At 65.7% G+C, this 23,229-nt stretch carries 21 protein-coding genes; 11 read left to right on the plus strand and 10 right to left on the minus strand.

Annotated elements, in window-relative coordinates:
- The first annotated feature begins 15 nt into the window (after positions 1–15).
- The 5 genes from ACQP1T_RS28670 (at position 16) to ACQP1T_RS28690 (ending at position 5,530) form a co-directional block, all read left to right on the plus strand.
- The gene (locus tag ACQP1T_RS28670) at positions 16–549 is read left to right on the plus strand and encodes an N-acetyltransferase family protein (RefSeq protein ID WP_433756149.1); all 534 of its coding nucleotides are present in this window, start codon (positions 16–18) and stop codon (positions 547–549) included.
- 116 nt (positions 550–665) lie between these two features.
- Positions 666–1,400 (plus strand): lipoyl(octanoyl) transferase LipB, encoded by a 735-nt coding sequence (gene lipB, locus ACQP1T_RS28675; RefSeq protein WP_433756150.1) that lies wholly within the window; start codon positions 666–668, stop codon positions 1,398–1,400.
- A gap of 78 nt (positions 1,401–1,478) precedes the next feature.
- Positions 1,479–2,495: a lipoyl synthase gene (gene lipA / locus ACQP1T_RS28680; RefSeq protein ID WP_433756151.1), complete on the plus strand. Its 1,017-nt coding sequence runs from the start codon at positions 1,479–1,481 to the stop codon at positions 2,493–2,495.
- Positions 2,496–2,727: 232 nt separating this feature from the next.
- Positions 2,728–4,935, plus strand: a complete 2,208-nt coding sequence (locus tag ACQP1T_RS28685; protein ID WP_433756152.1) for an elongation factor G-like protein EF-G2 — start codon at positions 2,728–2,730, stop codon at positions 4,933–4,935.
- Between the two features lie 43 nt (positions 4,936–4,978).
- Positions 4,979–5,530: a hypothetical protein gene (locus ACQP1T_RS28690; protein WP_433756153.1), complete on the plus strand. Its 552-nt coding sequence runs from the start codon at positions 4,979–4,981 to the stop codon at positions 5,528–5,530.
- Between the two features lie 124 nt (positions 5,531–5,654).
- Here ACQP1T_RS28690 and ACQP1T_RS28695 read toward each other — a convergent pair whose 3' ends face one another.
- From ACQP1T_RS28695 to glnA, 3 genes are all read right to left on the minus strand, one after another.
- Positions 5,655–6,545, minus strand: a complete 891-nt coding sequence (locus ACQP1T_RS28695; protein ID WP_433756154.1) for a tyrosine-protein phosphatase — start codon at positions 6,543–6,545, stop codon at positions 5,655–5,657.
- Between the two features lie 296 nt (positions 6,546–6,841).
- Complete coding sequence (locus ACQP1T_RS28700) at positions 6,842–7,381, minus strand: HD domain-containing protein (RefSeq protein WP_433756155.1); 540 nt, start codon at positions 7,379–7,381, stop codon at positions 6,842–6,844.
- A gap of 660 nt (positions 7,382–8,041) precedes the next feature.
- Complete coding sequence (glnA, locus tag ACQP1T_RS28705; RefSeq protein ID WP_433756156.1) at positions 8,042–9,478, minus strand: type I glutamate--ammonia ligase; 1,437 nt, start codon at positions 9,476–9,478, stop codon at positions 8,042–8,044.
- Between the two features lie 253 nt (positions 9,479–9,731).
- On the opposite strand from glnA, the gene ACQP1T_RS28710 reads away from it, so the two are divergent.
- Complete coding sequence (locus ACQP1T_RS28710) at positions 9,732–10,262, plus strand: RDD family protein (RefSeq protein WP_433756157.1); 531 nt, start codon at positions 9,732–9,734, stop codon at positions 10,260–10,262.
- A gap of 37 nt (positions 10,263–10,299) precedes the next feature.
- Positions 10,300–10,689 (plus strand): YrdB family protein, encoded by a 390-nt coding sequence (locus ACQP1T_RS28715; RefSeq protein WP_433756158.1) that lies wholly within the window; start codon positions 10,300–10,302, stop codon positions 10,687–10,689.
- A gap of 47 nt (positions 10,690–10,736) precedes the next feature.
- Here ACQP1T_RS28715 and ACQP1T_RS28720 read toward each other — a convergent pair whose 3' ends face one another.
- Together ACQP1T_RS28720 and ACQP1T_RS28725 are read right to left on the minus strand one after the other, a co-directional pair.
- Entirely contained in the window at positions 10,737–11,480 is a 744-nt protein-coding gene (locus ACQP1T_RS28720) for a DUF4191 domain-containing protein (protein WP_433756159.1), read from the minus strand.
- Between the two features lie 42 nt (positions 11,481–11,522).
- Entirely contained in the window at positions 11,523–11,972 is a 450-nt protein-coding gene (locus ACQP1T_RS28725; protein WP_433756160.1) for a TY-Chap domain-containing protein, read from the minus strand.
- Between the two features lie 199 nt (positions 11,973–12,171).
- Here ACQP1T_RS28725 and ACQP1T_RS28730 point away from each other — a divergent pair, with 199 nt between their 5' ends.
- From ACQP1T_RS28730 to ACQP1T_RS28740, 3 genes are read left to right on the plus strand one after another with little or no spacing between them, the layout of a single operon-like run.
- Positions 12,172–13,833 carry a CocE/NonD family hydrolase gene (locus ACQP1T_RS28730; protein WP_433756161.1) on the plus strand — a complete coding sequence of 554 codons (1,662 nt, stop codon included), beginning with the start codon at positions 12,172–12,174 and terminating at the stop codon, positions 13,831–13,833.
- Positions 13,830–15,239, plus strand: a complete 1,410-nt coding sequence (locus ACQP1T_RS28735) for a M20/M25/M40 family metallo-hydrolase (RefSeq protein ID WP_433756162.1) — start codon at positions 13,830–13,832, stop codon at positions 15,237–15,239. Before ACQP1T_RS28730 ends, ACQP1T_RS28735 begins: the two co-directional genes overlap by 4 nt.
- Entirely contained in the window at positions 15,236–16,111 is an 876-nt protein-coding gene (locus ACQP1T_RS28740) for an alpha/beta hydrolase (protein WP_433756163.1), read from the plus strand. Before ACQP1T_RS28735 ends, ACQP1T_RS28740 begins: the two co-directional genes overlap by 4 nt.
- A 4-nt stretch (positions 16,112–16,115) precedes the next feature.
- Here ACQP1T_RS28740 and ACQP1T_RS28745 read toward each other — a convergent pair whose 3' ends face one another.
- The 4 genes from ACQP1T_RS28745 to ACQP1T_RS28760 form a co-directional block, all read right to left on the minus strand.
- Complete coding sequence (locus ACQP1T_RS28745) at positions 16,116–17,558, minus strand: metallopeptidase (protein ID WP_433756164.1); 1,443 nt, start codon at positions 17,556–17,558, stop codon at positions 16,116–16,118.
- 138 nt (positions 17,559–17,696) lie between these two features.
- Positions 17,697–18,641, minus strand: coding sequence for an endonuclease/exonuclease/phosphatase family protein (locus tag ACQP1T_RS28750; protein ID WP_433756165.1), 945 nt, complete (start codon positions 18,639–18,641; stop codon positions 17,697–17,699).
- 128 nt (positions 18,642–18,769) lie between these two features.
- The gene (locus ACQP1T_RS28755) at positions 18,770–19,411 is read right to left on the minus strand and encodes a cysteine hydrolase family protein (RefSeq protein WP_433756166.1); all 642 of its coding nucleotides are present in this window, start codon (positions 19,409–19,411) and stop codon (positions 18,770–18,772) included.
- A complete protein-coding gene (locus ACQP1T_RS28760; protein ID WP_433756167.1) occupies positions 19,411–19,749 on the minus strand; it encodes a hypothetical protein in 339 nt (112 codons plus the stop codon). Before ACQP1T_RS28760 ends, ACQP1T_RS28755 begins: the two co-directional genes overlap by 1 nt.
- 121 nt (positions 19,750–19,870) lie before the next feature.
- Here ACQP1T_RS28760 and ACQP1T_RS28765 point away from each other — a divergent pair, with 121 nt between their 5' ends.
- Entirely contained in the window at positions 19,871–20,203 is a 333-nt protein-coding gene (locus tag ACQP1T_RS28765; protein WP_433622591.1) for a winged helix-turn-helix transcriptional regulator, read from the plus strand.
- Between the two features lie 6 nt (positions 20,204–20,209).
- On the opposite strand, the gene ACQP1T_RS28770 is transcribed toward ACQP1T_RS28765, so the two are convergent.
- Positions 20,210–23,221, minus strand: coding sequence for a bifunctional [glutamine synthetase] adenylyltransferase/[glutamine synthetase]-adenylyl-L-tyrosine phosphorylase (locus ACQP1T_RS28770; protein ID WP_433756168.1), 3,012 nt, complete (start codon positions 23,219–23,221; stop codon positions 20,210–20,212).
- Positions 23,222–23,229 lie beyond the last annotated feature (8 nt).

Raw genomic sequence — 23,229 nt, forward strand, 5'->3', positions numbered from 1 at the left:
CCATGGAGTAGATCGATGACCGAGCTGGACACCCGACCCGCCACCGTCATTCGGGACGCGCGCGAGGGCGATCTGCCCGAGATCCTGGTCATCCACAACGCGAATATCGCCACCTCGACCGCCATCTGGGATCACGAGCAGGTCGATCTGGATGATCGACGCGCCTGGTTCCGCGGGCGCACCGCCGCCGGGCTGCCCATTCTGGTCGCCGAGATCGGCGGCGAGGTCGCCGGTTACGCCAGCTACGGTCCGTGGCGGACCCGATCGGGTTACCGCTTCACCGTGGAGAATTCGGTCTACGTCGCCGACCGTTTCCACCGCCGCGGTATCGCGAGCGCCCTGCTCACCGAGCTGATCGAGCGCGCCCGCCAGGCGGGCACCGTGCACGCCATGGTCGCCGCCATCGAATCCGGCAATACCGGTTCGATCGCGCTGCATGAGCGCTTCGACTTCCGCACCGTCGGGGTACTGCCGGAGGTCGGACGGAAGTTCGGACGGTGGATGGACCTGACCCTGATGCAGTTGACGCTGCCGATCGAGGGCGACTGACGGCAGCCGCTGGGCCAGCGCGCACATATGCCCCAATACCAAACCCGGCAACCCTGTGGCATCGCCCACATCGGGTTGGTTTATCGAATCGTCACACTCGGCGTACCGTCAATGACGTGAACGACACGCGCACCACCTGGTCCGCCCGATTCGATACGACCCCGATCGTGGTCGAGGATCTCGGACTCATCGATTACCACAGTGCCTGGGATATGCAGCGGTCGATCGCCGCGCGGCGGGCCGCCGGGGAGGGCTCCGACCATCTGCTCCTGCTGGAGCATCCGTCGGTCTACACCGCCGGTCGCCGCACCGAGGCCGAGGATCTGCCGATGGACGGCAGCCCGGTGGTTCAGGTCGATCGCGGCGGCAAGATCACCTGGCACGGGCCGGGTCAGCTGGTCGGCTACCCGATCGTGCGGCTGGCCGAGCCGGTGGATGTCGTGCACTACGTCCGGAGGCTGGAAGAAGCGCTGATCACCGTCTGCACCGACCTCGGGCTGGACTGCGGCCGGGTCGAGGGCCGTTCCGGTGTCTGGCTGGCCGCGACCGAGCTCTACTCCGAGCGCAAGGTCGCCCAGATCGGTGTGCGGGTCCAGCAGGGCGTCGCGTTGCACGGTATCTCGCTGAACTGCAACTCCGCACTCGACGGCTTCCAGGCCATCGTCCCGTGCGGCATTCGCGACGCCGGGGTAACCACGCTGACGCGTGAACTCGGCCGCGAGGTCACGGTGACCGAAGTCAAGCCGCTTGTCGCCGATGCGATCACCCGCGCGCTCAATGGCGAACTTCCGGTGACCGCACACGATATCGTCCGTGCCGCACCGGTTGTGGGGTCCGCGAGCGCCGAATGAGTCGGCTGCTGTCGCGTTGCCACGGACAGTGACGGACTGCATCCGACGGCGGCGCACGGCAGGCGTAAGGTCGATCGAGTGACCTCAGCTTCAGCACCGGCAGGACGCAAACTGCTACGCATCGAGGCGCGCAACGCGGAGACCCCGATCGAGCGCAAGCCTCAATGGATTCGGACCCGAGCCAAGATGGGCCCCGAGTACACCGAACTCAAGGGCCTGGTGAAACGCGAAGGCCTGCACACGGTGTGCGAGGAAGCGGGCTGTCCCAATATCTTCGAATGCTGGGAAGACCGTGAGGCCACCTTCCTGATCGGCGGCGAACAGTGCACCCGCCGTTGCGACTTCTGCCAGATCGACACCGGCAAACCCGCCGCACTCGATCGCGACGAGCCGCGCCGGGTTGCCGAAAGCGTCCAGGCGATGGGCCTGCGCTACTCCACCATCACCGGTGTCGCGCGCGACGATCTCGAGGACGGCGGCGCCTGGCTCTACGCCGAAACTGTCCGGGCCATCAAGGCTTTGAACCCGAACACCGGCGTCGAACTGCTCATCCCGGACTTCAACGCGGTCCCCGAGCAGTTGGCCGAGGTCTTCTCGTCCCGCCCCGAGGTGCTCGCGCACAACCTGGAGACGGTGCCGCGCATCTTCAAGCGGATCCGCCCGGCATTCCGCTACGAGCGCTCCCTCGCCGTGCTGACCGCTGCCCGCGAAGACGGCCTGGTCACCAAGTCCAACTTGATCCTCGGCATGGGCGAAACCCCCGAGGAAGTCACCCAGGCCATGCGCGACCTGCACGACGCTGGCTGCGACATCCTGACCATCACCCAGTACCTGCGCCCCTCCCCGCGCCACCACCCGGTCGACCGCTGGGTCAAGCCGGAGGAATTCGTCGAGCACTCCCGCATGGCCGAGGAAATCGGCTTCGCCGGTGTGATGGCCGGACCACTGGTCCGCTCCTCCTACCGCGCGGGCCGCCTCTACGCCCAGGCAATGGCCCACCACGGCCGCGAAATCTCCCCCGCCATGGCGCATCTCGCCCAGGAGGGCACCGCCTCCCAGGAGGCCAGCTCGGTCCTGGCACGCTTCGGCGGCTGAGTGTCGCTGCGGCGATCGGACCAGGCGGCTGATGCTGCTGGGTTCGATCGCCAGTGGCGTTTCACTGCCGCGCCACGCGCCTGTGCCGCACTTGCGCAATGCGCGGCCGATCCGCACATGGCCGCAACCCCACGTGCAGATGAACACACTGGATCGCCCGATCTGCACACGCGACTGGACCGCTGGTGGGAAGCTCGAAGGACCGCAGGTGTCGACCGAGGAAGCGAGACACATGGTCGAGAAAGCGAGTGCGTCCGCAGGGACCAACGGTAAGGCTATGACGGCGCAGCGGCCGGAGGACATCCGGAATGTGGTGCTGGTCGGGCACAGTGGGTCGGGTAAGACCACGTTGGTAGAGGCGTTGGCGCTCACGGCAGGCGCGGTGAATCGCGCGGGCCGGGTAGAGGACGGGACGTCGCTATCGGATTACGACGAGATCGAACACCGCCAGCACCGATCGGTGCAGTTGTCGGTGGTACCGATGGTGTGGCACGGGATCAAGATCAATCTGTTGGACACCCCCGGATACGCCGATTTCGTCGGTGAGCTGCGCGCGGGTCTGCGCGCGGCGGATGCGGCCCTGTTCGTCATCTCCGCGGCCGAGGGCGCCGAGGCGGTGAGCGGCGCGACCCGCGCGCTGTGGGAGGAGTGCGCGGCGGTCGGGATGCCGCGGGCCATCGTGATAACCCACCTCGATACCGCACGCGCCGAATTCGACGAGATGACCGAGACCTGTCGGCTGGTGCTCGGCGGCGGTTCCTCGGAAAACATTCTGCCGCTGCATCTTCCGGTGTACGGGCCGAAGAGTCCGGACGGTCATCGCCCGGTGACCGGATTGGTCGAACTGCTGCCGCACTGCGTCGCGGATTACTCCTCCGGGGAGGAAGTCCAGTGCGAACCGTCCGCCGATCAGGTGCCGCTGCTGGAGGAGGCGCGCAACCGGCTGATCGAGGGCATCATCGCCGAAAGCGAAGACGAGACGTTGATGGAGCGCTATCTCGGCGGCGAGGAGATCGAGCTGGCGGCACTGGTCGAGGACCTCGAACGCGCGGTCGCCCGGGGCAGCTTCCATCCCGTGCTGTTCGGCGCGCCCGCTCCCGAGGGGGCCAAACAGGGCCTCGGCACCATAGAACTGTTGGAGTTGATCACCGGCGGATTCCCCACACCGTCGGAACATGCGGTCACGGCGACCACCACCTCCGACGGCGCCGCGCCGACCCCGCTGCACTGCGATCCCGACGGCGCGTTGGCCGCCGAGGTGATCCGCACGGCCTCGGACCCGTATGTCGGGCGCGTCTCGCTGGTCCGCGTTTTCTCCGGCACGCTGCGACCCGACGACACCGTGCATGTCTGTGGCCACGGACTGGAGGACCGCGGCCATGAAAGCCACGCTGTGGACGAGCGCATCGGCGCCATCACCGCACCGTTCGGCAAACAGCAGCGCCCACTCGGCCAGGCGATCGCCGGTGATATCGCCTATGTCACGAAGCTGAGCCACGCGGAAACCGGCGATACCCTGTCCGGCACCGCCGCCCCGCTGCTGATCGAACCATGGCAGATGCCCGATCCCCTGCTGCCCATCGCCATTCAGGCACGCAGCAAGGCGGATGAGGACAAGCTCTCCAGCGGTCTGGCCCGGCTCGCGGCCGAGGATCCCGCGGTCCGGCTGGAACAGAATCCGGATACCCATCAGATCGTGCTGTGGTGTCTGGGCGAGGCGCACCGCGATGTCGCACTGGAGCGGTTGCGCACCAGGTTCGGCGTGCAGGTCGACGTGATCGATCACAAGGTCGCGCTGCGCGAAACATTCGCGGGCAAGGCGACCGGTAAGGGCAGGCACGTCAAACAGTCGGGCGGGCACGGACAGTACGCGGTCTGCGAGATCGAGGTGGAACCGCTGCCCGGCGGATCGGGTATCGAATTCGTCGACCGGGTGGTCGGTGGAGTCGTACCGCGGCAGTTCATTCCGTCGGTGGAAAAGGGGGTGCGCGCCCAGGCGGCGCGCGGGGTGGCGGCCGGGTACCCGCTGGTCGATATGCGTGTCACGCTGTTCGACGGCAAGGCGCATTCGGTCGACTCCTCCGATGCCGCATTCCAGACCGCGGGCGCGCTCGCCTTGCGTGAAGCCGCGGCCGCCGCGGGTATCGACCTACTCGAACCGATCGCCGACGTATGGGTGGTGGTAACCGACGACTACGTCGGTCCGGTACTCAGCGATCTGTCCGGCCGCCGCGGACGCGTCCTCGGTACCGAACCGCACGGCACCGGCCGCACCCGCATCCACGCCGAGGTGCCCGAAGTCGAACTCACCCGCTACGCAATAGATCTGCGCTCACTCTCACATGGCGCGGGTGATTTCACGCGCTCGTATGTCCGGCACGAGCCGATGCCGAACGCATTGGCGGGCGCGGTCCGCGAGCAGGCCAAGAAGTCGGGCTGATACCCAGCGCCACAGGATGTTTCGCTAGCGTCGAAGGAGCCGGGTGAGCAGTCCAGAGCGTTTTGTTGTCGACACCGAGCATTTCGGCAAGCTCGTGATCACGCGGGGCGACGAAAGAGTCATCACCACACCGGTATTCGACGATGCCACCGTGGTGACCATCGAGCGCATCGGTCCGCGCACACGTCAGCGTGTTCCCATCGGAACCCGCAATGCGAAGCGATTGCGGGCCTCGATCAATGATCGCCCCATCAGGTTGACGGTCGGGCGCGGGCACTTCTACTACCGGTGGACCTATCGAGCGGTTGCCGAGGTCGATGGCAAGACTATGCGGCTCATGCCGACAAATCTGCACTCCAGCACCTTGATGCTGGGGCAGAAGAGCCACGGCGAGCATGTTCTCGGCGAATTCATGCTGACCGGAACGCACCAGATCGATGTCGCATGGGCACTGCCTTTCAGATCGCGCGACCACAAGGTAACCGTTTGGCAGCCGACCCTGGAGGACGCGCTCATCGCCTACACCCTGGTCACGGCATTCGGCACCGGAGGCGTCTCACTATGGGACCTGGTCGAGTGGGTCCTCCCGATCTGAACTTCTGCTGTCGCACAAGGGATGCGGAGTTCGCACAGGCTGTGTGCGCGATCGTGAATGGTTGTGCGACAGCGCGCGGATTCGGGCCCACTCCTCGGAGAGGAGTGGGCCCGACGGGTTTGCGTCAGTTCACCAGGTTCTTGCGGAGTTGGACGAGGGTGCCGCCGTCGAGGCCGAGGCCCTGGGTCAGGAACTTTCCGAAATCGCCATAGGTCTGTTCCATCTCGGCGATCGCGGTATCCAAGTACTCGGTACGAACTTCTTGCAGCGGAATGAGCAGATCGGGGTTCTGCATCAGTCCTGCCTGCTTCACCTGCTCACGCAACTTGGCGTCCGCGGCAGCCCGGTACTGATTCGACAGCAGATAGTCCTGTCGCGCAGTAGATTCCGGCACTCCGACCGCGCGCAACACCACATATGTCAGCCAACCAGTCCGATCCTTACCCGAGGTGCAGTGGTACAGGGTCGCCCGGTCGGTTGCCGCGAGATCCCGAATCGTCTGCCCGAACTTCGCCCGCGAATCATCGGTGAAGAAGCTCCGATATACATTCGCCATGATCTCCTCGGCTTTCCCGTTCCCGAGCAGTTCCTCCTGCTTCACCGGATCCCGAGACTGAATGGCCGCAAGCATCTGCTGGAACAGCCCGGTGTCATCGATCGGCCGCGCCACCTTCTGCACCCCCGCGGGCACCTTGTCGGCCCCCGCGAACTGCACCTCCGCGGGTGTCCGCAAATCTATAACGGCCTTCAGGTTCAGGGTGCCGAGCTTCTGCACGTCGGAGTCCGTCAACTTCTCCAACGAATCCGACCGAATAGCCTTCCCGGACTTGACCGTTGCCCCGTCATAAGTCCGATACCCCCCGATATCCCGGACATTGACCGCGCCCTGCAGATCGATCTTCCCGCCGGCAGCCGCAACACTCGGCTCGGCCACCGCCGAAGGCTGCGCCCCCGTCGCGGTCAACGCCAATGCCGCGGCGGCAGCACCTATTAGTGAAACAAGTGAAATCCTCATGGCGCGGGACAGTAGAACCCACCCCACCCCTGGTGCGCCACTTCGCACCGAACCCGCCGCTATTACCCCACTCACCGGTATTCCCGTGCCGCTCAATGGGATTCAGACTGTACCTCGGACGCAAAAGCTCCCACCTCGCCAACAAAACCCGAGATCGGTTGCGGTGGTACCGAAACAGTATATGCCTACTCGAAATTGCCCGCACGGCAATACGGTTGCAACCTATCGCGCCGCAGCGGCGAAGCATCGTATGTGTCGGTCCCGTATGCCAGGCTGTCGTTCCATCTGGCCCGTTGCTAGTTTTCGTCGGGCGTGCGCTCGGAACCGGCGTCGAGGGGGTTTGCGGCCATCCTGGTGGCGAGGCCGGACTGCACTGCGCGTGCGGCGGAGCCGCCGGTCTTCCGGTCGGCCTGAGCCTGGAAGCAGGCAAGGAACTCGTCGGCCAGCCCGAGTCGGGGGTACTGCTGGAGTACTTCGGCACGGAAGGCGGGGCTGAAGTCGTCGATGTTCTTCCCCACGATGTCCAATGCCGCCGCCCGCCACAGCAAGTGACCTTCAGGATCATCGGCCACGTCCACGTCAGGCCACATATGCCTGACGATCACTTCGCCGAGGCGCTCGCGGCGCTCGCTCGGCCAACCGGCGCCGGCGGCGAACACCCGGGCGACATGGCCGCCGGCCTCCTCGAAGGAGACGGTGTGGCTGTCGAACTCCGGTACCAGGCTGATGTCGTGGAACATCGCAGCCGCGAACAGCAGCTCAGCGTCGTACCGGATGCCCTGCTGCCTGCCGTAGGCAGCCGCCCAGACATAGACGCGGCGCGAGTGGTTCAGCAAGGCTCCGATGGGCTCACCATGAATCACGATGTGGCGGTCGTTCTTCAGTAGCTCGGGTAGCCAGCGGTACGCTGTTGTTGACGCCTTCCGCCGGTATCAAATGACGTCTTGTTCGGTCCGGTCGATGCTGCAGCTGTTGGCCAGCCCGAATGCGCGTTCCTATCGGGACGCATCATGTACTTCACCAAGTAGCGAATCGCGTGTTGCAAAGTCGATTCGGCATGTAACGCATTCGCAGCCCCAGTCCGGTAGCTCGGCAGCGCGGCCTACTACGCGGACGTCATAAAGCTCGCTGTAAGGAAGCAAAATGTCCAGCAAGATCGTCAAAACCCTAGCCGCGACTGTTATTGCCGCGCCCCTGCTCGTCCTCGCGGCGCCCGCAGCCGCTGCCGATTCGACTGCCGCGGCACCTCCGTCGTCCTCGACCACTCAGGTCGACGGATCATTCGGATCAGCTACGTGGTGTATCCCCCTCGGCAGTGTCGTCTGGTGCATCTGAGTGAGCGCTCGAGAACTCCGGTCACCATCGCGAACACCCCGCTCGACACCTACGGCCGGATACAGACGAGTCCACCCGCCAGGCAATCGCCGAACGGGTGGACTCGATTTCGTCTACTGCGTACCGAACGCCCGAATCAGGCGTAGACGCACAGGTCAGGCTTACACGTCGAAGTAGAGCTCGAACTCATACGGGTGCGGACGCAGGTTCACCGGCGCGATTTCGTTTTCGCGCTTGAGGTTGATCCAGGTCTCGATGAGGTCGGGGGTGAAGACGTTGCCTTCGGTCAGGTAGTCGTGGTCCTGCTCGAGGCGGTCGATGACCGAGGCCAGGCTGGTGGGGGCCTGCGGGATGCCCTTGGCCTCCTCCGGCGGGAGCTCGTAGAGGTCCTTGTCGACCGGGGCCTTCGGCTCGATCTTCTTCTTGATGCCGTCCAGACCGGCCATCATCATGGCGGCGAAGGCCAGGTACGGGTTACCCGAGGAGTCGGGCGCGCGGAACTCGATGCGCTTGGCCTTCGGGTTGTTGCCGGTGACCGGGATGCGGACCGCGGCGGAGCGGTTGCGCTGCGAGTACACCAGGTTGATCGGGGCCTCGTAGCCCGGGACCAGGCGGTGGTAGGAGTTCACGGTCGGGTTGGTGAACGCCAGCAACGACGGCGCGTGGTGCAGGATGCCGCCGATGTAGTGGCGCGCCAGGTCCGACAGGCCCGCGTAGCCGGCCTCGTCGTGGAACAGCGGCTTGCCGTCCTTCCACAGCGACTGGTGCACGTGCATGCCCGAGCCGTTGTCACCGAAGAGCGGCTTCGGCATGAAGGTGACGGTCTTGCCCTCGGCCCACGCGGTGTTCTTGACGATGTACTTGAACAGCTGCAGGTCGTCGGCCGCGCCGAGCAGGGTGCCGAACTTGTAGTTGATCTCGGCCTGACCGGCGGTGCCGACCTCGTGGTGGCCGCGCTCGAGTTCGAAGCCCGCGTTCTGCAGGTTGGTCGAGATCTTGTCGCGCAGGTCGACGTAGTGGTCGTACGGGGCGACCGGGAAGTAACCGCCCTTGTTACGGACCTTGTAGCCGCGGTTGGGGGTGCCGTCCGGGTTGAACTCCGCACCGGTGTTCCAGGAGCCCGAAACCGACTCGATCTCGTAGAAGGCGCCGTTCATGGCCGAGTCGTAGCGGATCGAGTCGAAGATGTAGAACTCCGCCTCGGCACCGAAGTACGCGGTGTCGGCGATACCGGTCGAGCGCAGGTACTCCTCCGCCTTACGCGCGACGTTACGCGGGTCGCGGCTGTAGGCCTCCCTGGTGAACGGGTCGTGCACGAAGAAGTTGAGGTTCAGCGTCTTGGCCTGGCGGAACGGGTCCAGCCGAGCCGTGCTGAAGTCAGGGAGCAGCAGCATGTCCGACTCGTCGATGGACTGGAAGCCACGGACGGAGGAGCCGTCGAACGCTAGCCCTTCCTCAGCGAGGTCAGCGGTGAAAGCCTTCGCGGGGATCGAGAAGTGCTGCTGCACACCGGGAAGATCGCTGAAGCGGATGTCGACGTATTCGACTTCCTCTTCCTTGATGTGCTTGATGACCTCGTCGGCCGTGCTGAACGTCACTTGTTCTCCTTACGGATCGGTTCCCAGCCAGTGTCGATTGCATGGGTTCGTCGCGTCCAGACGGTATGGACGCGGTGTTTCCCAGCAATCAAGGCTGTGTTTCGCCAGTGTTACACGTGCGGCGGGCCAGGTGTTTCGGACCACCCGGGCTCGAACAGCATGGTAGTCCTGCCATCTTTACCAGCGCCCGCCGAGGTCAACTCCGATTAATGCGATGTCCTACGACCGGTCGTAGAGGCCTATTCTGGGGGTTATGGCACGCATCAGCGGATCCTGGCTCTCCGGACCTTCGGCGGACCCGGGCGATCCGGCAACCCCCGAGTTCCCCGGTCAGACCCTGGGGCTGCCGCGCTCGGGGGCGGGGTCGCTGGTCGGCATGTTCCGACGCATCGTCGCACTCGTGGTGGACTGGTTCATCTCCCTCGGTGTGACCGCGATCATCGTGCGGCCGAATCCGGACAAGATCATCTCCGGGATGGATATTCCGGCCGGGAAGCCGCGTCCGTCGAACTTCGAGGCGATTGTGAGTGCGCTCACGACGCCCAATCTGCTCGTGTGGTTCGCGATCGGGGTCGTCGCGGTGTCGTTGTTCGGGTACACGCCCGGTCAGTACTTCCTGCGCCTGCGCGTCATCCGTGTCGATGCGCCGGTGGCCGTCGGTGTCGTGCGTGCGTTGGCCCGCCAGGTGCTGCTGGTCTTCGTGGTTCCTGCGCTGTTCACCGACGCCGATGGTCGCGGCATGCACGACCGCGCCACCGGCACCGCGGTCGTCCGCTCCCGCTAGCGTCGCCGGGCGGGCGTCGCGGCAGTACGCTCCGGCGGTGTCTCTGAATCCGGTCATGCTGGCCGTCCGCCTGTTCCTCGAACTCGCGGCTATTTCCTCGTTCGCGGTCTGCGGCTGGCGCGCATTCGATTCGCCCTGGCGCTATGTGCTGGTTGTCCTGCTGCCGCTGGCCGCCGCCGCGGCTTGGGGAACGTTCGCGGTGCCCGGCGATCCGAGCCGCAGCGGAAAGGCCCCGGTCGCGGTGGACGGCTGGGTACGTCTGCTGGTCGAGCTCGTGGTGCTGTTCGGTGGCGCGGCCGCATTCTGGATCGCGGGACTGCCGCGCTGGGCCCTGGCCTTCACCGCGGTGCTCGTCGTCTACCACGCCATCGGCTACGACCGGATCACCTGGTTGCTCGACAACGGGCGAACCGGAACGACCTCTTAGAAATGCGAAGGCCCGCATCCCATCGGATGCGGGCCTCGAAGCAGGGATCAGCGCCGACGGATGGTGCGCTGCACTCCGCGCATCTTGGCGCCCGCGGGCATCGGGCCCTTGGGCAGTGCGGGACCGCTGCGCGAACTCAGCGCGGACAGGCGACCCTCGATGAGGTCTATGCGCTTGGTATCGATATTGCGGGGCAGCTTGGTGAGGTGCTTCTGCAGCTCCTTCAGCGGGATCTGGCCCTCGTCGTTGCCGATGATGATGTCGTAGATCGGGGTGTCGCCGATGAGCCGCGCGGTGCGCTTCTTCTCCTGGGCCAGTAGCGATTTCAACCGCTGCGGGGAACCCTCACCGATCAGGATGACGCCCGGCAGACCGATCACCCGATGCACCGCGTCCAGCTGGGTGGTCGCGGCGACGCCATTGCTGACCCGCCATTTGCCCTGCAGGTTGTCCAGCACCCAGGCCGCCGCGCCCGCCTGGCCCTCGGCCTTAGCGTAGACATTGCGCTGCACCCGGCGCCCGAAGATGATGAACGCGACGAGCACGCCGAGCAGCAGGCCGAGCGGCAGCAGGTACCACTGCAGGCCGAAGATCAGGCCGACCACCAGGAATACGACCGTGATGCCGACGATGGCGCCGATCATCAGCGGCAGCAGCAGCTTGTCTTCCTTGCGCTGCATCTGGAACGCCTGCCAGAGCTGCTGGCGGCGTTCTTTCGACTGCTGCTTGCGGGCCGCCTTCGCCGCGGCCTTCGCTTCCTTGGACGGCGTGCCGCCCTTGCCTACTGCCATATTCACAGAATAGTGGCACGTCGGGCGGGTCTCCGCACCGCGTCAGTTCACGCCGCGACGCGCGATTTCGCCCAATGCGGTGAGATCCAGATCACCCGAGCTCTCGGTCCATCCCATAGCGCGCAGCTGCGCGGGCGTGCCGACGCCGAGCGCGTCGTGCAGGCCGACGGCGACCGAGCGGGCGAGTCCGAGCAGAGTGTCCGCGGACAGCGGCCAGAACAGGGTGCGGGTCCAGTTGTCGATCTCGCGCCGTGCGACGGGTTCGCGCCAGCCGAGATCGCGCAGCGTGCGTTCACCGGTCGGCGAGATGGGCTGCGCGAGATAGGAATTGCCCGCCAGTTCGACGGACAGTTTGATGTCGTATTGCACGAATTGGACATATCGATTGCCGGGCGCGGCGATGATCAGCGTTGCCCGGGAGGGTAGTTCGGAAAGACATTGTGCCAGCGACCGCGCGAATGGCTCCCAATCCGTGGTCACCGGCTCACTCATATTCCCCCCGGGGACTCGCACTGGGCCGATCATACGCCGCGCTGCCTCAGACACCAGCCGAATCTTATTGTCCGAGCACGCCCTTCACCCGGTCGATAGCGAATGCAAATAGCCGGCCCTCGGTCCGACCGCGGAGCGCCGAGCGGCACCCCCGTTCCGGGGGCTGGACTATCGACCAGCAGAGGTCGATAGTTCTCGGGTGACTGTGGGTTCGGTGCTGTTGCGCGGGTTGGCCGGGGTTCTGTTGATGCTCGGCGTACTGGCGCCGGTGACTGCCGCGGACCCGGTCGGTGTGCCGTATCAGTGGTCGCAGAGCTTCATCACCGCGCCGGACGGCACCCGGCTGCACGCCGATATCTTGCGCCCCGAGGGCATTGCCGCGGATACCCGCACGCCGGTGGTCATGACCGTCAGCCCGTATCGCTCGCATACCGCGTATCTGAGTGTGCCGCGGCTCGAGGGTGGTCCGTCCACCGATGATCTACATGTAGCGATGTTCCTGAACGCGGGCTATACCTACGTCATCGTCGATCTGCGCGGCTACGGCGGCTCGTCCGGATGCCCGGATTTCGGTGGGCCGGGCGAGCGTTCGGATGTTGCGACCGCCGTGGCCTGGGCGGCGGGGCAGCCGTGGTCGACAGGTCGGGTGGGCATGATCGGCACCTCCTACGAGGCCTGGACCGGGATGATGGCGCTGGCCGCCGCACCCGCGGGCCTTGCCGCCGTCGCGGCGTTCGGACCGGATGTCGACCCGTACGCGTACATGTACATGCAGGGCGTCGCCTGGAAGTTCTCCGGAAAGCCGGTCACCGAGAGCGGCATTCGCCCGGCCGAAATGACGGGTTTCGAGCATCTGCTGATCGCGTCCACACCGGGTCGCCCCGACGACTCCCCCGAGTACCAGTCCAATGCGGTCCAGATTTCGGCCGGGTGCTACGAGCAATACGCGGCGAACACCACCAACCATGACGCCAGCACCCCGTTCTGGCGCGAGCGTGATCTCGTGGCAGAGTTGCGCGGCAATACCATTCCGTTGTTCGTCGGCCAGGGCTTTCTCGATTACAACACCCGGGCGTATCGCATCTTCGACGTCTGGAATGCGCTCGGACCCGGCGATCATCGCGCCTGGTTCGGCCAGTGGGGCCACAGCGATTGCGATAGCAAATGCGGTGCACCGGATTTCGCTACCCAATTACTCGCCTTTTTCGATAAGCATGTCGCGGACCGCGATATCGAGGTGCCGGGCCCGCGCGTGACGGTCGGCCAATTCGATGGCGGCTGGCGCTCCGAAACCGCATGGCCGCCCGCCGACTCGCGCCGCATTCCGATCGATCTGCGCACCGGCACCTATACCGATCGCGGCCTGCTGCCCGGCCCCGACCGCGAAATCTGGTCCATTTCCGAACCGCTCAGCACCACTCAGCACATCTCCGGAATTCCGACGGCAACGCTGCGCCTGTCGGGTCCGCCGACCGCGACGGTCGCGGTCGAATTGTTCGATATCGCCCCGGACGGCCGCGGCACTATCATCACCCGCGGCATCGCTCCGGTCGCCGATACCGCCGATATCCGACTGTTGGCGCAGGACTGGCCGATCATCGCCGGGCACCGCCTCGGCGTCCGGATCACCGATGTGGTCGACGATGTCTGGTCCCATGCCGCCGCCAATGCCCAGGTCACCGTGCTGGCGGCCCGCCTCGACCTGCCCCTGCTGAGCATCCCGCGCACCCCGGACCTCACCGGCGGCACCAGCGAGGCCTGGGCGAAGTGGCGCGTCCAGAAGGTGCGCACACTCGGGCCCGAGGTGTTGAACAATGCAGTGATGCCCATGAATTTGTCGAATGAGACCGGCCCTCGATGACAGGCAATGCCGCGCAGACCCACAGCACACCGGATGTCGTCGATACGCACGTCGCCGAACGCCTCGCGCAGGCCCTGCGCTGCGCGACAGTTTCCTACGAGCCGCCGGATACCGCGGAACCCGCCGAGCCCAGCGACGCCGAATTCCTCCGGCTGGGCGCGCACCTGGAGCAGTCGTTCCCACTGGTCCACGCCGAACTGGAATTGGAGCGGTTCGGGCACAGCAGGCTGTATCGCTGGCCGGGCGTCGAACCGGATCGGGTGTCGGCGATTCTGCTCGCCCATCAGGATGTGGTTCCGGTCGATGATCTACAGCGGTGGACGCATCCGCCGTTCGCGGGCGTGGTGGATGACGAATTCATATGGGGCCGTGGGGCAATCGACGACAAGAGTCGATTGATCGCGATTCTGGAAGCGGTGGAATCGTCACTCGCCGCGGGAATTCGCCCGCGGCACACCATCTATCTCGCTTTCGGGCACGACGAAGAGGTGTTCGGCGATGACGGCGCGGTGCGAATGGCCCAGCGGCTGAGGGAATCCGGCGTGCACGCGGATCTGCTGCTCGACGAGGGCGGCGTCATCCTCGACGGTATCGCCGACGGCATAGATCAACCGGTGGCTTCGATCATGGTGGGCGAGAAAGGCTATGCGACCGTTCGCCTTTCGGTATCGGCGGTGGGCGGGCATTCGTCCATGCCCGGCAAACAGACCGCGGTCGGACGGATCGCCCGCGCGGTGAGCCGAATCCAGGACCATCCGATGCCGCTGCGATTGACGCCGGTAGTGTCGGACATGGTCACCAGGCTGCGCCACGTCATGCCCGCATATCGCCGCCGCCTGCTCAGATTCGCCGGGCTGGCCACGCCGGTGATCACTCGGGTGCTCGCGGCGCGGCCGCAAACCGAGTCGCTGGTGCGCACCACGACCGCGCCGACGGTCATCCGCGGCGGCGTCAAACCGAATGTGCTGCCACAGCAGGCCGAGGCCCTGGTGAATTTCCGCATTCTGCCCGGCGATTCGGTCGCATCGGTGCTCGCACACTGCCGCAAGGTGGTGCGTGACGCGGACGTGCGGATAGAACTCATCGGCATGACCTCCGAGCCCTCACCCGGCAAGCCGCCCGGCCCGGCATTCGACATGATCGCGGGCCTGGCCGAGTCCGTCGTCCCTGGCATCGCGGTCACCACCGGCATCGTCCCGGGCGCGACCGATTCCCGGCACTACCACGACCTCGCCGCGACCCGGTGCAACTTCGCCCCGATCCTGCTGACCAAGGCCGATGTGGAATCGATCCACGGAACCGATGAGCGCATCTCGCTGGTGAACTACGCTCGGCTCATCGAGTTCAATCGGCGGCTGATCGATCAGCTCGCGGCGCCGCCACGTACCCAAGGAGCCGATGCATGACAACCGATCCGACGACCGACCGACCCGTCGAGCCGACACCGGGCACCGAGGGTGAGTTCGACGGTACCGGCAGCCGAATCGCTTGGCGCGCATGGCTTCCCGATACCACGGCGCGTGCGGTGATCGTGCTCGTGCACGGCGTCGCCGAACATTCCGGCCGCTATGCCCATGTCGGAAAGCGCCTGGCGGACAACGGTTTCGCGGTCTACGCGCTGGACCATATCGGCCATGGCAAGTCGGCGGGCAATAACGCGAATATCGGTTCGATGGCGGGCTCGGCCGACAATGTCGCGGAGATGCTGAAGATCGCGAGCCGCGAACATCCGGATTTACCGCGGTTCCTGCTCGCGCATTCGATGGGCAGTCTGATCACGTTGTATCTGGCGGTCCGGGCGCCGATCGACGTCGACGGCATCGTATTGTCGGCGCCGCCGCTGGATATCGCCGTCGGCAATCCGCTGCAGCGCCTGGTCGGCCCGCTGCTGTCCCGGTTCGCGCCGAATACCGGTGTGCTGAAACTGGATTCGTCGATGATCAGCCGCGATCCCGAGGTGGTCCGGGCCTACGACAATGACCCGCTGGTCTTCCGCGGCAAGCTCCCGGCCCGCACCGGTATGGAGATGCTGAATGCCACCGAGTTCGTCAAGAGCCGTTTGGACAAGCTCACCGTGCCGCTGCTGGTACTGCACGGCACGGCCGACGTCATCGCCGCACCGTCGAGCACCGATCTGATCGAGCGGGGCGCGGGCTCGAAGGATCTCACGGTGATCCGCTACGAGGGCCTCTACCACGAGGTCTTCAATGAACCCGAACAGGACAAGGTGCTCTCCGATGTCCTGGAGTGGCTGCAGGCCCACGTAGCGGACGAGTGAGCCGCTAGCGGTAGTTCGTCAGGCAGGCCTGCTCGCCGTCGAGGACTCCGGTGCGGAACGCCTCCAATCGTTGGAAGCCGCTCGCCACCACCTTGCCGTCCACATCGCTGGCGACCAGACCGTCGGCGAGCAGTCCGGAGACCGCTTCATCGAGGTCGTTCGCCGACAGTCGTGGATCGCTGCCCGGCTCGCTCAGCTTGGTCGTCACGACGCCGGTGAGGCACGCGGTGCGCAATCCAGCGGTCTCGGCTCCGCTGATCGAGAGCTCGCGTTCCTGTTGCACCGCAAGGACATAGCGCGAGATGAACACGGCGAAGGCGTTGTAGTCACCGTCCACCACCGCCGAAAGCGGTTCGTCGTCGCCCTTCATCGCCCCGCCACGTTTGGCGAGCTCGGGCACATCGATGCCGATCTTGTTCGAACTCGGGCAGTACGAGACGGGTTCGGTGGCAGTCACTTTCGAGCAGTTCGCGATGATCCCGTTGTAGTCGTACTGCGGAGCCTGCCGCAGCGGGAAGATCTTCGCCAGTGCCTGGCTCAGGCTGGTCAGCGATGCCACGTCGACCGCAAGCTGAGCATCCTCTTCGCCGTCCTCATATGTTGTCGGCAGGGTGCCCCGACGCTGCTCGATCTCCTTCTTATTGATCTTCTTGCAGCCCTGCGCACCGTCGGTATAGCCGATCTGCACCGCGGTCACCCGCTCGAAGGCGGAACCGTGCACATTCTTCGGGTTATCCGGATCTGCATCGCGCACGGCGATAGTGGCGCCGAGCACCGCATTGAGCCCGTCGGTCATATTCAGCGTGAAATGCGCCGAATTCCCTTCCGCCACATGGCGCAGGAAGACACCGGCCAGGCAGTCGGCCTGCTGCTCACGCACCAGCGACCCGGTGAAGAATCCGGCGATCTTGGCCTGGCCCTGGATGGAGTGACCGTATTCGTGTGCGAGCACCATCACGATCGCCATATCGCTGTACTTCTCCTGCAGCAGCGGCAACAGCACACCACGATCCCAGCCGATGGTGTGGTCCACACTGCAGTAGGCGGCGTTGACCAGGTGATAGGTGCTGGACTTGCAGAACTTGACCGCCTGCTCCTTGGCGGCCTCGGCATCCCAGGAGATGTAGCGACTCACCGGCTTGAAGGTGCCGGGAAAGTTCTTGCCGTACTCGGTCTTCCAGAAGTCTTCCAGATCGGCGATGGTGTTGAGGGCGAGTTTGTCGACCGCGCCGCCGTCGCCGTTCTCCGCGGTGAGCGCCGCGTCCGGGACGCCCTTGCGCGGGCCGCTCGGACCGTTGTTGGTGACCGCGCCGGTCAGCTCCCACGGATTGTCCGCGGTCACCGCGCTCGCACGCTGCTGGCCCGTCTTGCCATCGCAGCCGACCAGCGCCGCGCCGACCAACAGCAATACCGCGACCACCCCGAACCGCAGCCGTCTCGTCCTCATCAGATCTTTCCTCCCCGAACTCACTGTGGGTCCGTCCTCGGCGAACCCGACCCGATGGGTGCACGCTTGCCCATCGAGCGATCACATGGTAATCGCAGAAACCCCTGCGCGCGTATACGTCTGAGCGCATTCGCTGCGTCAGGCGTTCAACCGCACCTGTGCCAGTAACGCGCGATGATCCGATCCGGGAATGGTGAGCGAGCGGACGTCGGCCGCCGTACCGTCAGCGACCAGAATGTGGTCGATGCCGATCACCGGACCCCACCGGCGGTCCGCGGGATAGGTGAGCAGCGGTCCGGCGCCCGCCTTGTCCGCCGCCGCGACGAACCGTCCGCGCAGCAGATCACGGAATGCCGAATGATCGCGGGTGGCATTGAAATCCGCGCCGACGATCGCGGGACCCTGTTGTGCGTCGAGTATTTCGCGGATCTTGTCGAGCTCCGAACTCCACGCGGCGAAGTCGACCGAGGGCGGCACCGGATGAAATGCGAACACCGTGACCGGCCCGCGCTGTGGATGCTCCATGGTGGCGGACAGATTGTTCATCCAGAAGCCGTCGTATTTCTTGGTGTCGCGCAACGGATATCGGCTGTAGATCCCGGTGCCGTTGCCGCCCCCACGGGTTTGTAGGAACTGATGCGGCAGTAGCTCATCGATTCCGGCCGCCGCGAGGCGCTGCCCGACCTCCGGTGTCAGCTCGTCGACCGTGAGCACCTCGACGCGGTTCTCCCGCACCGCTCGAACCACCGCCGCCGCATCCGCTGCCCCGAACAACAGATTCGATTGCATGACCGAAACTTCCGGCCCACTCGCGGCCCGTCCCTCCGGCACGAACATCGGCACCTGCGTCCACAACACCGCCGCGACGATCACCCCGGCCGCCGCCGCACTCTTCCATCCCCGCGCGATCAGGAACAACACCAACCCCAGCACCGCCCCGAGCATCAGATACGAGGCCCCCGACGCCAACAGCACCCAAGCCTGCCGTCGCCATGTCCCGAAATGCAGCACGATCCCGAGAACTCCCGCCGCCGAGGCACACCACCCCAGCCCGAGCATCACCCGGTCCACCCATTTACGCATGCCTGACCCTAACCGGCTGCGATGGAGACCAGGTGCGGCGATTGTGGAGATCCTGTGGAGGTGCCGCGTCCCCTACACTTGCCAGCGGAGTGGGGTGGTCGCGATGTATGTCCCGGCGCGGCTTCCGCTCAGTGGCGGTGCATCCGCTCGACGAGTACGGCGGCATCCGTGGTGAGTGAACCACCGGCGAAAGCCAGAGTGGCCAAGGAGCGTTCGGCCGCGGCCGGATGGCCCGCACCACAGGCATCGGTCACCAGGATCGGGAGATAGCCCAGATCGAGGCTGTGCCGGACGGTGGGTTCGATGCCGACCTCCAGCGCGATGCCCGCAATGGCGAAGGTGTCGATGCCCAAGTCGCGCAAGGCGAAATCGAGCGGCGTCGCCGCGAAGGCGGACATGGTGATCTTATCGATGACCACCTCGTTCGGACCGGGCGTCAGCTCGGGGACGAGCTGATATTGGGGCGAACCCTGCGGGAAGCTGGAATTCACCTCGTTCGGATCGTCGACTCGCTGCCACTCCATGGCCGTGCGCAGTTGCGAGACACCGGCCGCCGCGGGCGGCAGCGACATGTGCCGGGTGTAGAAGACGCGAAAACCGTTCTCCCGCGCCGCATCCCGCAGCTGCACGCAGGTCTGGACGACCTTGTCGCCGTCGGGCAGCTGCCGCACGATGCCGACCTGCATGTCGTAGATCAGCAGCGCCATCCTGGTCGGATCGCAGGCATCCGCGAGGGTCCGCGGAATGCTCAGACCGTAGGCATATTGCATCAGACCGATCCCACCTTGGTCCGGTCGTAGGGTTCGGCGACATCGACGGACGGATCCATCAGCGCCTCCAGCGGGAGCGGCGCCTGCACCGGAACATAGGTCCATTCCAGGTGACCGGCCTTGGTCAGCGGGAAATCCTCGACATAACGCTTGGCCTCTTCGACGCTGTCGACCTCGAATACGATCACCACGCCCGGCTCATCGGCGCGCGCATAGTTCTCGCGCACGATGCCCGCCTTCCACAGCCGCCACACGTTGGCGACCTCTTCGGGGAGATAAGGGGTGATGGTCTCCATCGTCACGCCGGGCTTGAAGCTGTCGAAAACGATGACTTTCATGGGAAATCGAACTCCATGTCTGCAGAATGTGGTGCGGCCGCGCCGCAGTGCGAGTTCCATGTAAGCCCGATGATTACAGTGTTACAAGAACGCACTTTTTGGTGAGTACCGGAGGCGAGCGATGCCGGAGAAGCGCTATTACTGCGCGGTGGAGGTGACCGTCGATCTCATCGACGGCAAATGGAAGCCGGTCATCCTGGCCCACCTCAAGGAGGGCGTGCGACGATACGGCGAATTGCGGCGCCTGATGCCGAGCACCAGCGAGAAGATGCTCGTCCAGCAGCTGCGCGACCTGGAGTCCGACGGCCTCATCCGCCGCACCACCTTCGATACCGTGCCACCCCAGGTCGAATACGACCTGACCGAGGAAGGCTGGAGCCTGGTCCCGGTACTCACCGCCCTCTACGAATGGGGACAGAAACGCGCCGACCGCGCCGGTATCACCCTGCCCTGAGCGGACTCAGCCACCGAAGACGCGCTCTACCACCGCTTTCGCCCGCCGAGTGATGCGCATGTAGTTGTCCAGGAACTCGCTGCCGTCATCGTTGGGCCACCCCGCGACCCGCGCGACGGCCGATAGTAGACGGCCCGGGCCGGGTAGTTGGTCGGCCGGCTTGCCACGCACCAGCACCAGTGCGTTGCGCGCCCTGGTCGCCGTGATCCAGGCCTCGCGCAGCAGCGAAACATCTTCGACGGCAAGCAATTTGGTCTGCTCGATGACATCGAGGCATTGCAGCGTCGAGGTGTTGTGCAGTGCGCGCACATCGTCGGCGTAACGCAGCTGCATCAGCTGTACGGTCCATTCGATATCGGCGAGGCCACCGCGCCCGAGCTTGGTGTGGGTCGCCGGATTCGCACCGCGCGGCAGACGTTCGGCATCGACCCTGGCCTTGATCCGGCGGATCTCGCGCACCGCCTCCGCCGATACCCCGCCCTCGGGATAGCGCACCTTATCGATGGTGCGCAGGAACCGGACACCCAGGTCCTGATCCCCGGCCACCTGATGCGCGCGCAGCAGGGCCTGCACCTCCCACGGCTGCGCCCACTGCTCGTAGTAGGCGGCATAGGCGGCCAACGTGCGCACCAGGGCACCGTTGCGACCCTCAGGGCGCAGTCCGGCGTCGACCTGCAGCGGCGGATCGGTGCTCGGCGCGCCGAGCAACCGCTGCACCTTCTCCGCGACGCCGATCGCCCATTTCACGGCCTTGGTCTCGTCCTCGCCGGGACGCGGATCGCAGACGAACAACACATCGGCATCGGAACCGTAGCCGAGTTCCAAACCGCCGAGTCGACCCATGCCGATCACCGCGAAATCGGCCGGTGCGGGTGCCCCGAGTTCGACCTCACTGGCCCGAATCACCGCGCGCAGTGCGGCTTCCAGCACCGCGACCCACACCGAGGACAATGCCCGGCACACCTGCGGCACATCCAGCATGCCGAGCAGATCGGCCGAGGCCACCCGCGCCAATTCGTGTCGGCGCAGCGAACGGGCCGCGGCCACAGCACGTTTCGGATCGTCGTAGCGCGCCGCGGCGGTAAGGATCCCGCGCGCGACGTCTTCGGGCTGCGGGCTGAGCAATAGCGGTCCACCCGGACCGTCGGCATACATCCGGATCGTGTCCGGTGCGTTGATCAGCAGATCCGGCAGATATTCCGAGGACCCCAGCACGATCATCAACCGCTGTGCGATCGCGCCCTCGTCACGCAATTCACGCAGGAACCAGATCTGATCGTCCAGCCCCTCCGAGACCCGCCGGTACGCGAGCAGTCCGGCATCGGGGTTCGGTGTGTCCCCGAGCCATTCGAGCAGGGTCGGCAAGAGCAGCGCCTGAATCCGACCCTTGCGTGATACCCCGCCGGTGAGCGCTTTCAGATGTCCCAGTGCGTTTTCCGGCGCCGCGTAGCCGAGCGCCGCCAACTGCCGGATCGCCGCGTCCGGGCTGAGCCGCAGCGCGTCCGGATCCATTTTGACCACCGATTCGAGCAGCGGCCGATAGAAGAGTTTGGCGTGTAATCGCCGCACCCGCACCGCATTTCGGCGAATCTCAGTGCTCAGCACGCCGACCGCGTCCTGCCGTCCGTCCGGGCGGATATGCGCAGCGCGCGCCAGCCAGCGCATGCCCTCCTCGTCATCGGCGGCGGGCAGGGTGTGGGTGCGCTTGAGCCGCTGCAACTGCAGCCGATGTTCGAGCAGCCGCAGGAATTCATAAGAGGCGGTGAGGTTCGCGGCATCGTCGCGGCCGACGTACCCGCCAGCGGCCAACGCCGTCAGCGCCTCGACGGTGTCCTGCACGTGCAAGGTCTCGTCCACCCGACCGTGCACCAATTGCAGTAGCTGCACGGCGAATTCGACATCGCGCAGGCTGCCGTGGCCGAGTTTGAGCTCGCGTTCGCGCAGATCCGCGGGCACCATATCCTCTACCCGGCGCCGCATCGCCTGCACATCGGCGACGAAGTCGGGGCGCTCGGAGGCGGTCCACACCATCGGCATCAGCGCGTCGCGATACCGCTCCCCCAGCGCCAGATCACCGGTCATCGGCCGCGCCTTGAGCAGTGCCTGGAACTCCCAGGTCCGGGCCCAGCGCTTGTAGTACGCGATATGCGAGTCGAGGGTGCGCACCAGCGCACCCGCCTTGCCCTCGGGCCGCAGTGCCGCATCGACCTCGAAGAAGGCCGCGCTGCCCACGCTCATCATCTCCGCGGCCAACCGGGTGGCGGTGGCATCGGCCGGTTCGGCCACGAACACGACATCGACATCGCTGACGTAGTTGAGTTCGCACGCCCCGCTCTTACCCATGGCGACCACGGCCAGCCGCACCGGCACCGGGGCGTCCTTGCAGACCCGGGTCACCGCCACCGCCAGCGCCGCGGTCAATGCGGCATCGGCGAGATCGGTGAGATGGCGACCGACCACCTGATACGGCAGCACCGGCTCGTTCTCCACGGTGGCCGCCAGATCCAGTGCGGCCAGTAGCATGAGCTGATCGCGATATCGCTTGCGCAGCAGCGGAATTGCCTCGGGACCGGAGAGCTCGGCCCGGTACAGCACAGCATCCGCATGCGGGCCATCGGCCGGTACCGCCCGCACCGCGTCCAGCAGGTCGGCGATCAACTCCGCACGCGCGGGTAGCTTGTCCCGCAGCAGAATTCGCCATGCGGCCGGGTCGGCGACCAGATGATCGGCGAACGCGCTCGACGATCCGATCAGCGCGAAAAGCCTGCCGCGCAAGGCGGTATCGGTCCGCAGCGTCGAATCGAGCTCGGACCAGTCATCGCCGAGCGCGGCCTGCAATCGCGTCAGGGTCAGCAGCGCGAGATCGGCATCGGGTGCGCGGGACAGCGCCCACAGCAGGGGAATGCTGTCGATATTGTCCCAAGCCAACTCTCGTAACGAGGCGGCGGCGGTCGGCTCGAGTAAGCCGAGCCGACCGACACCGGGGACAGCTGAACGAGCAGACGGCGGCCGGACCATAAGTCCAA

It is taken from the genome of Nocardia sp. CA-135398, from assembly GCF_050955845.1.
Lineage (GTDB): Bacteria > Actinomycetota > Actinomycetes > Mycobacteriales > Mycobacteriaceae > Nocardia.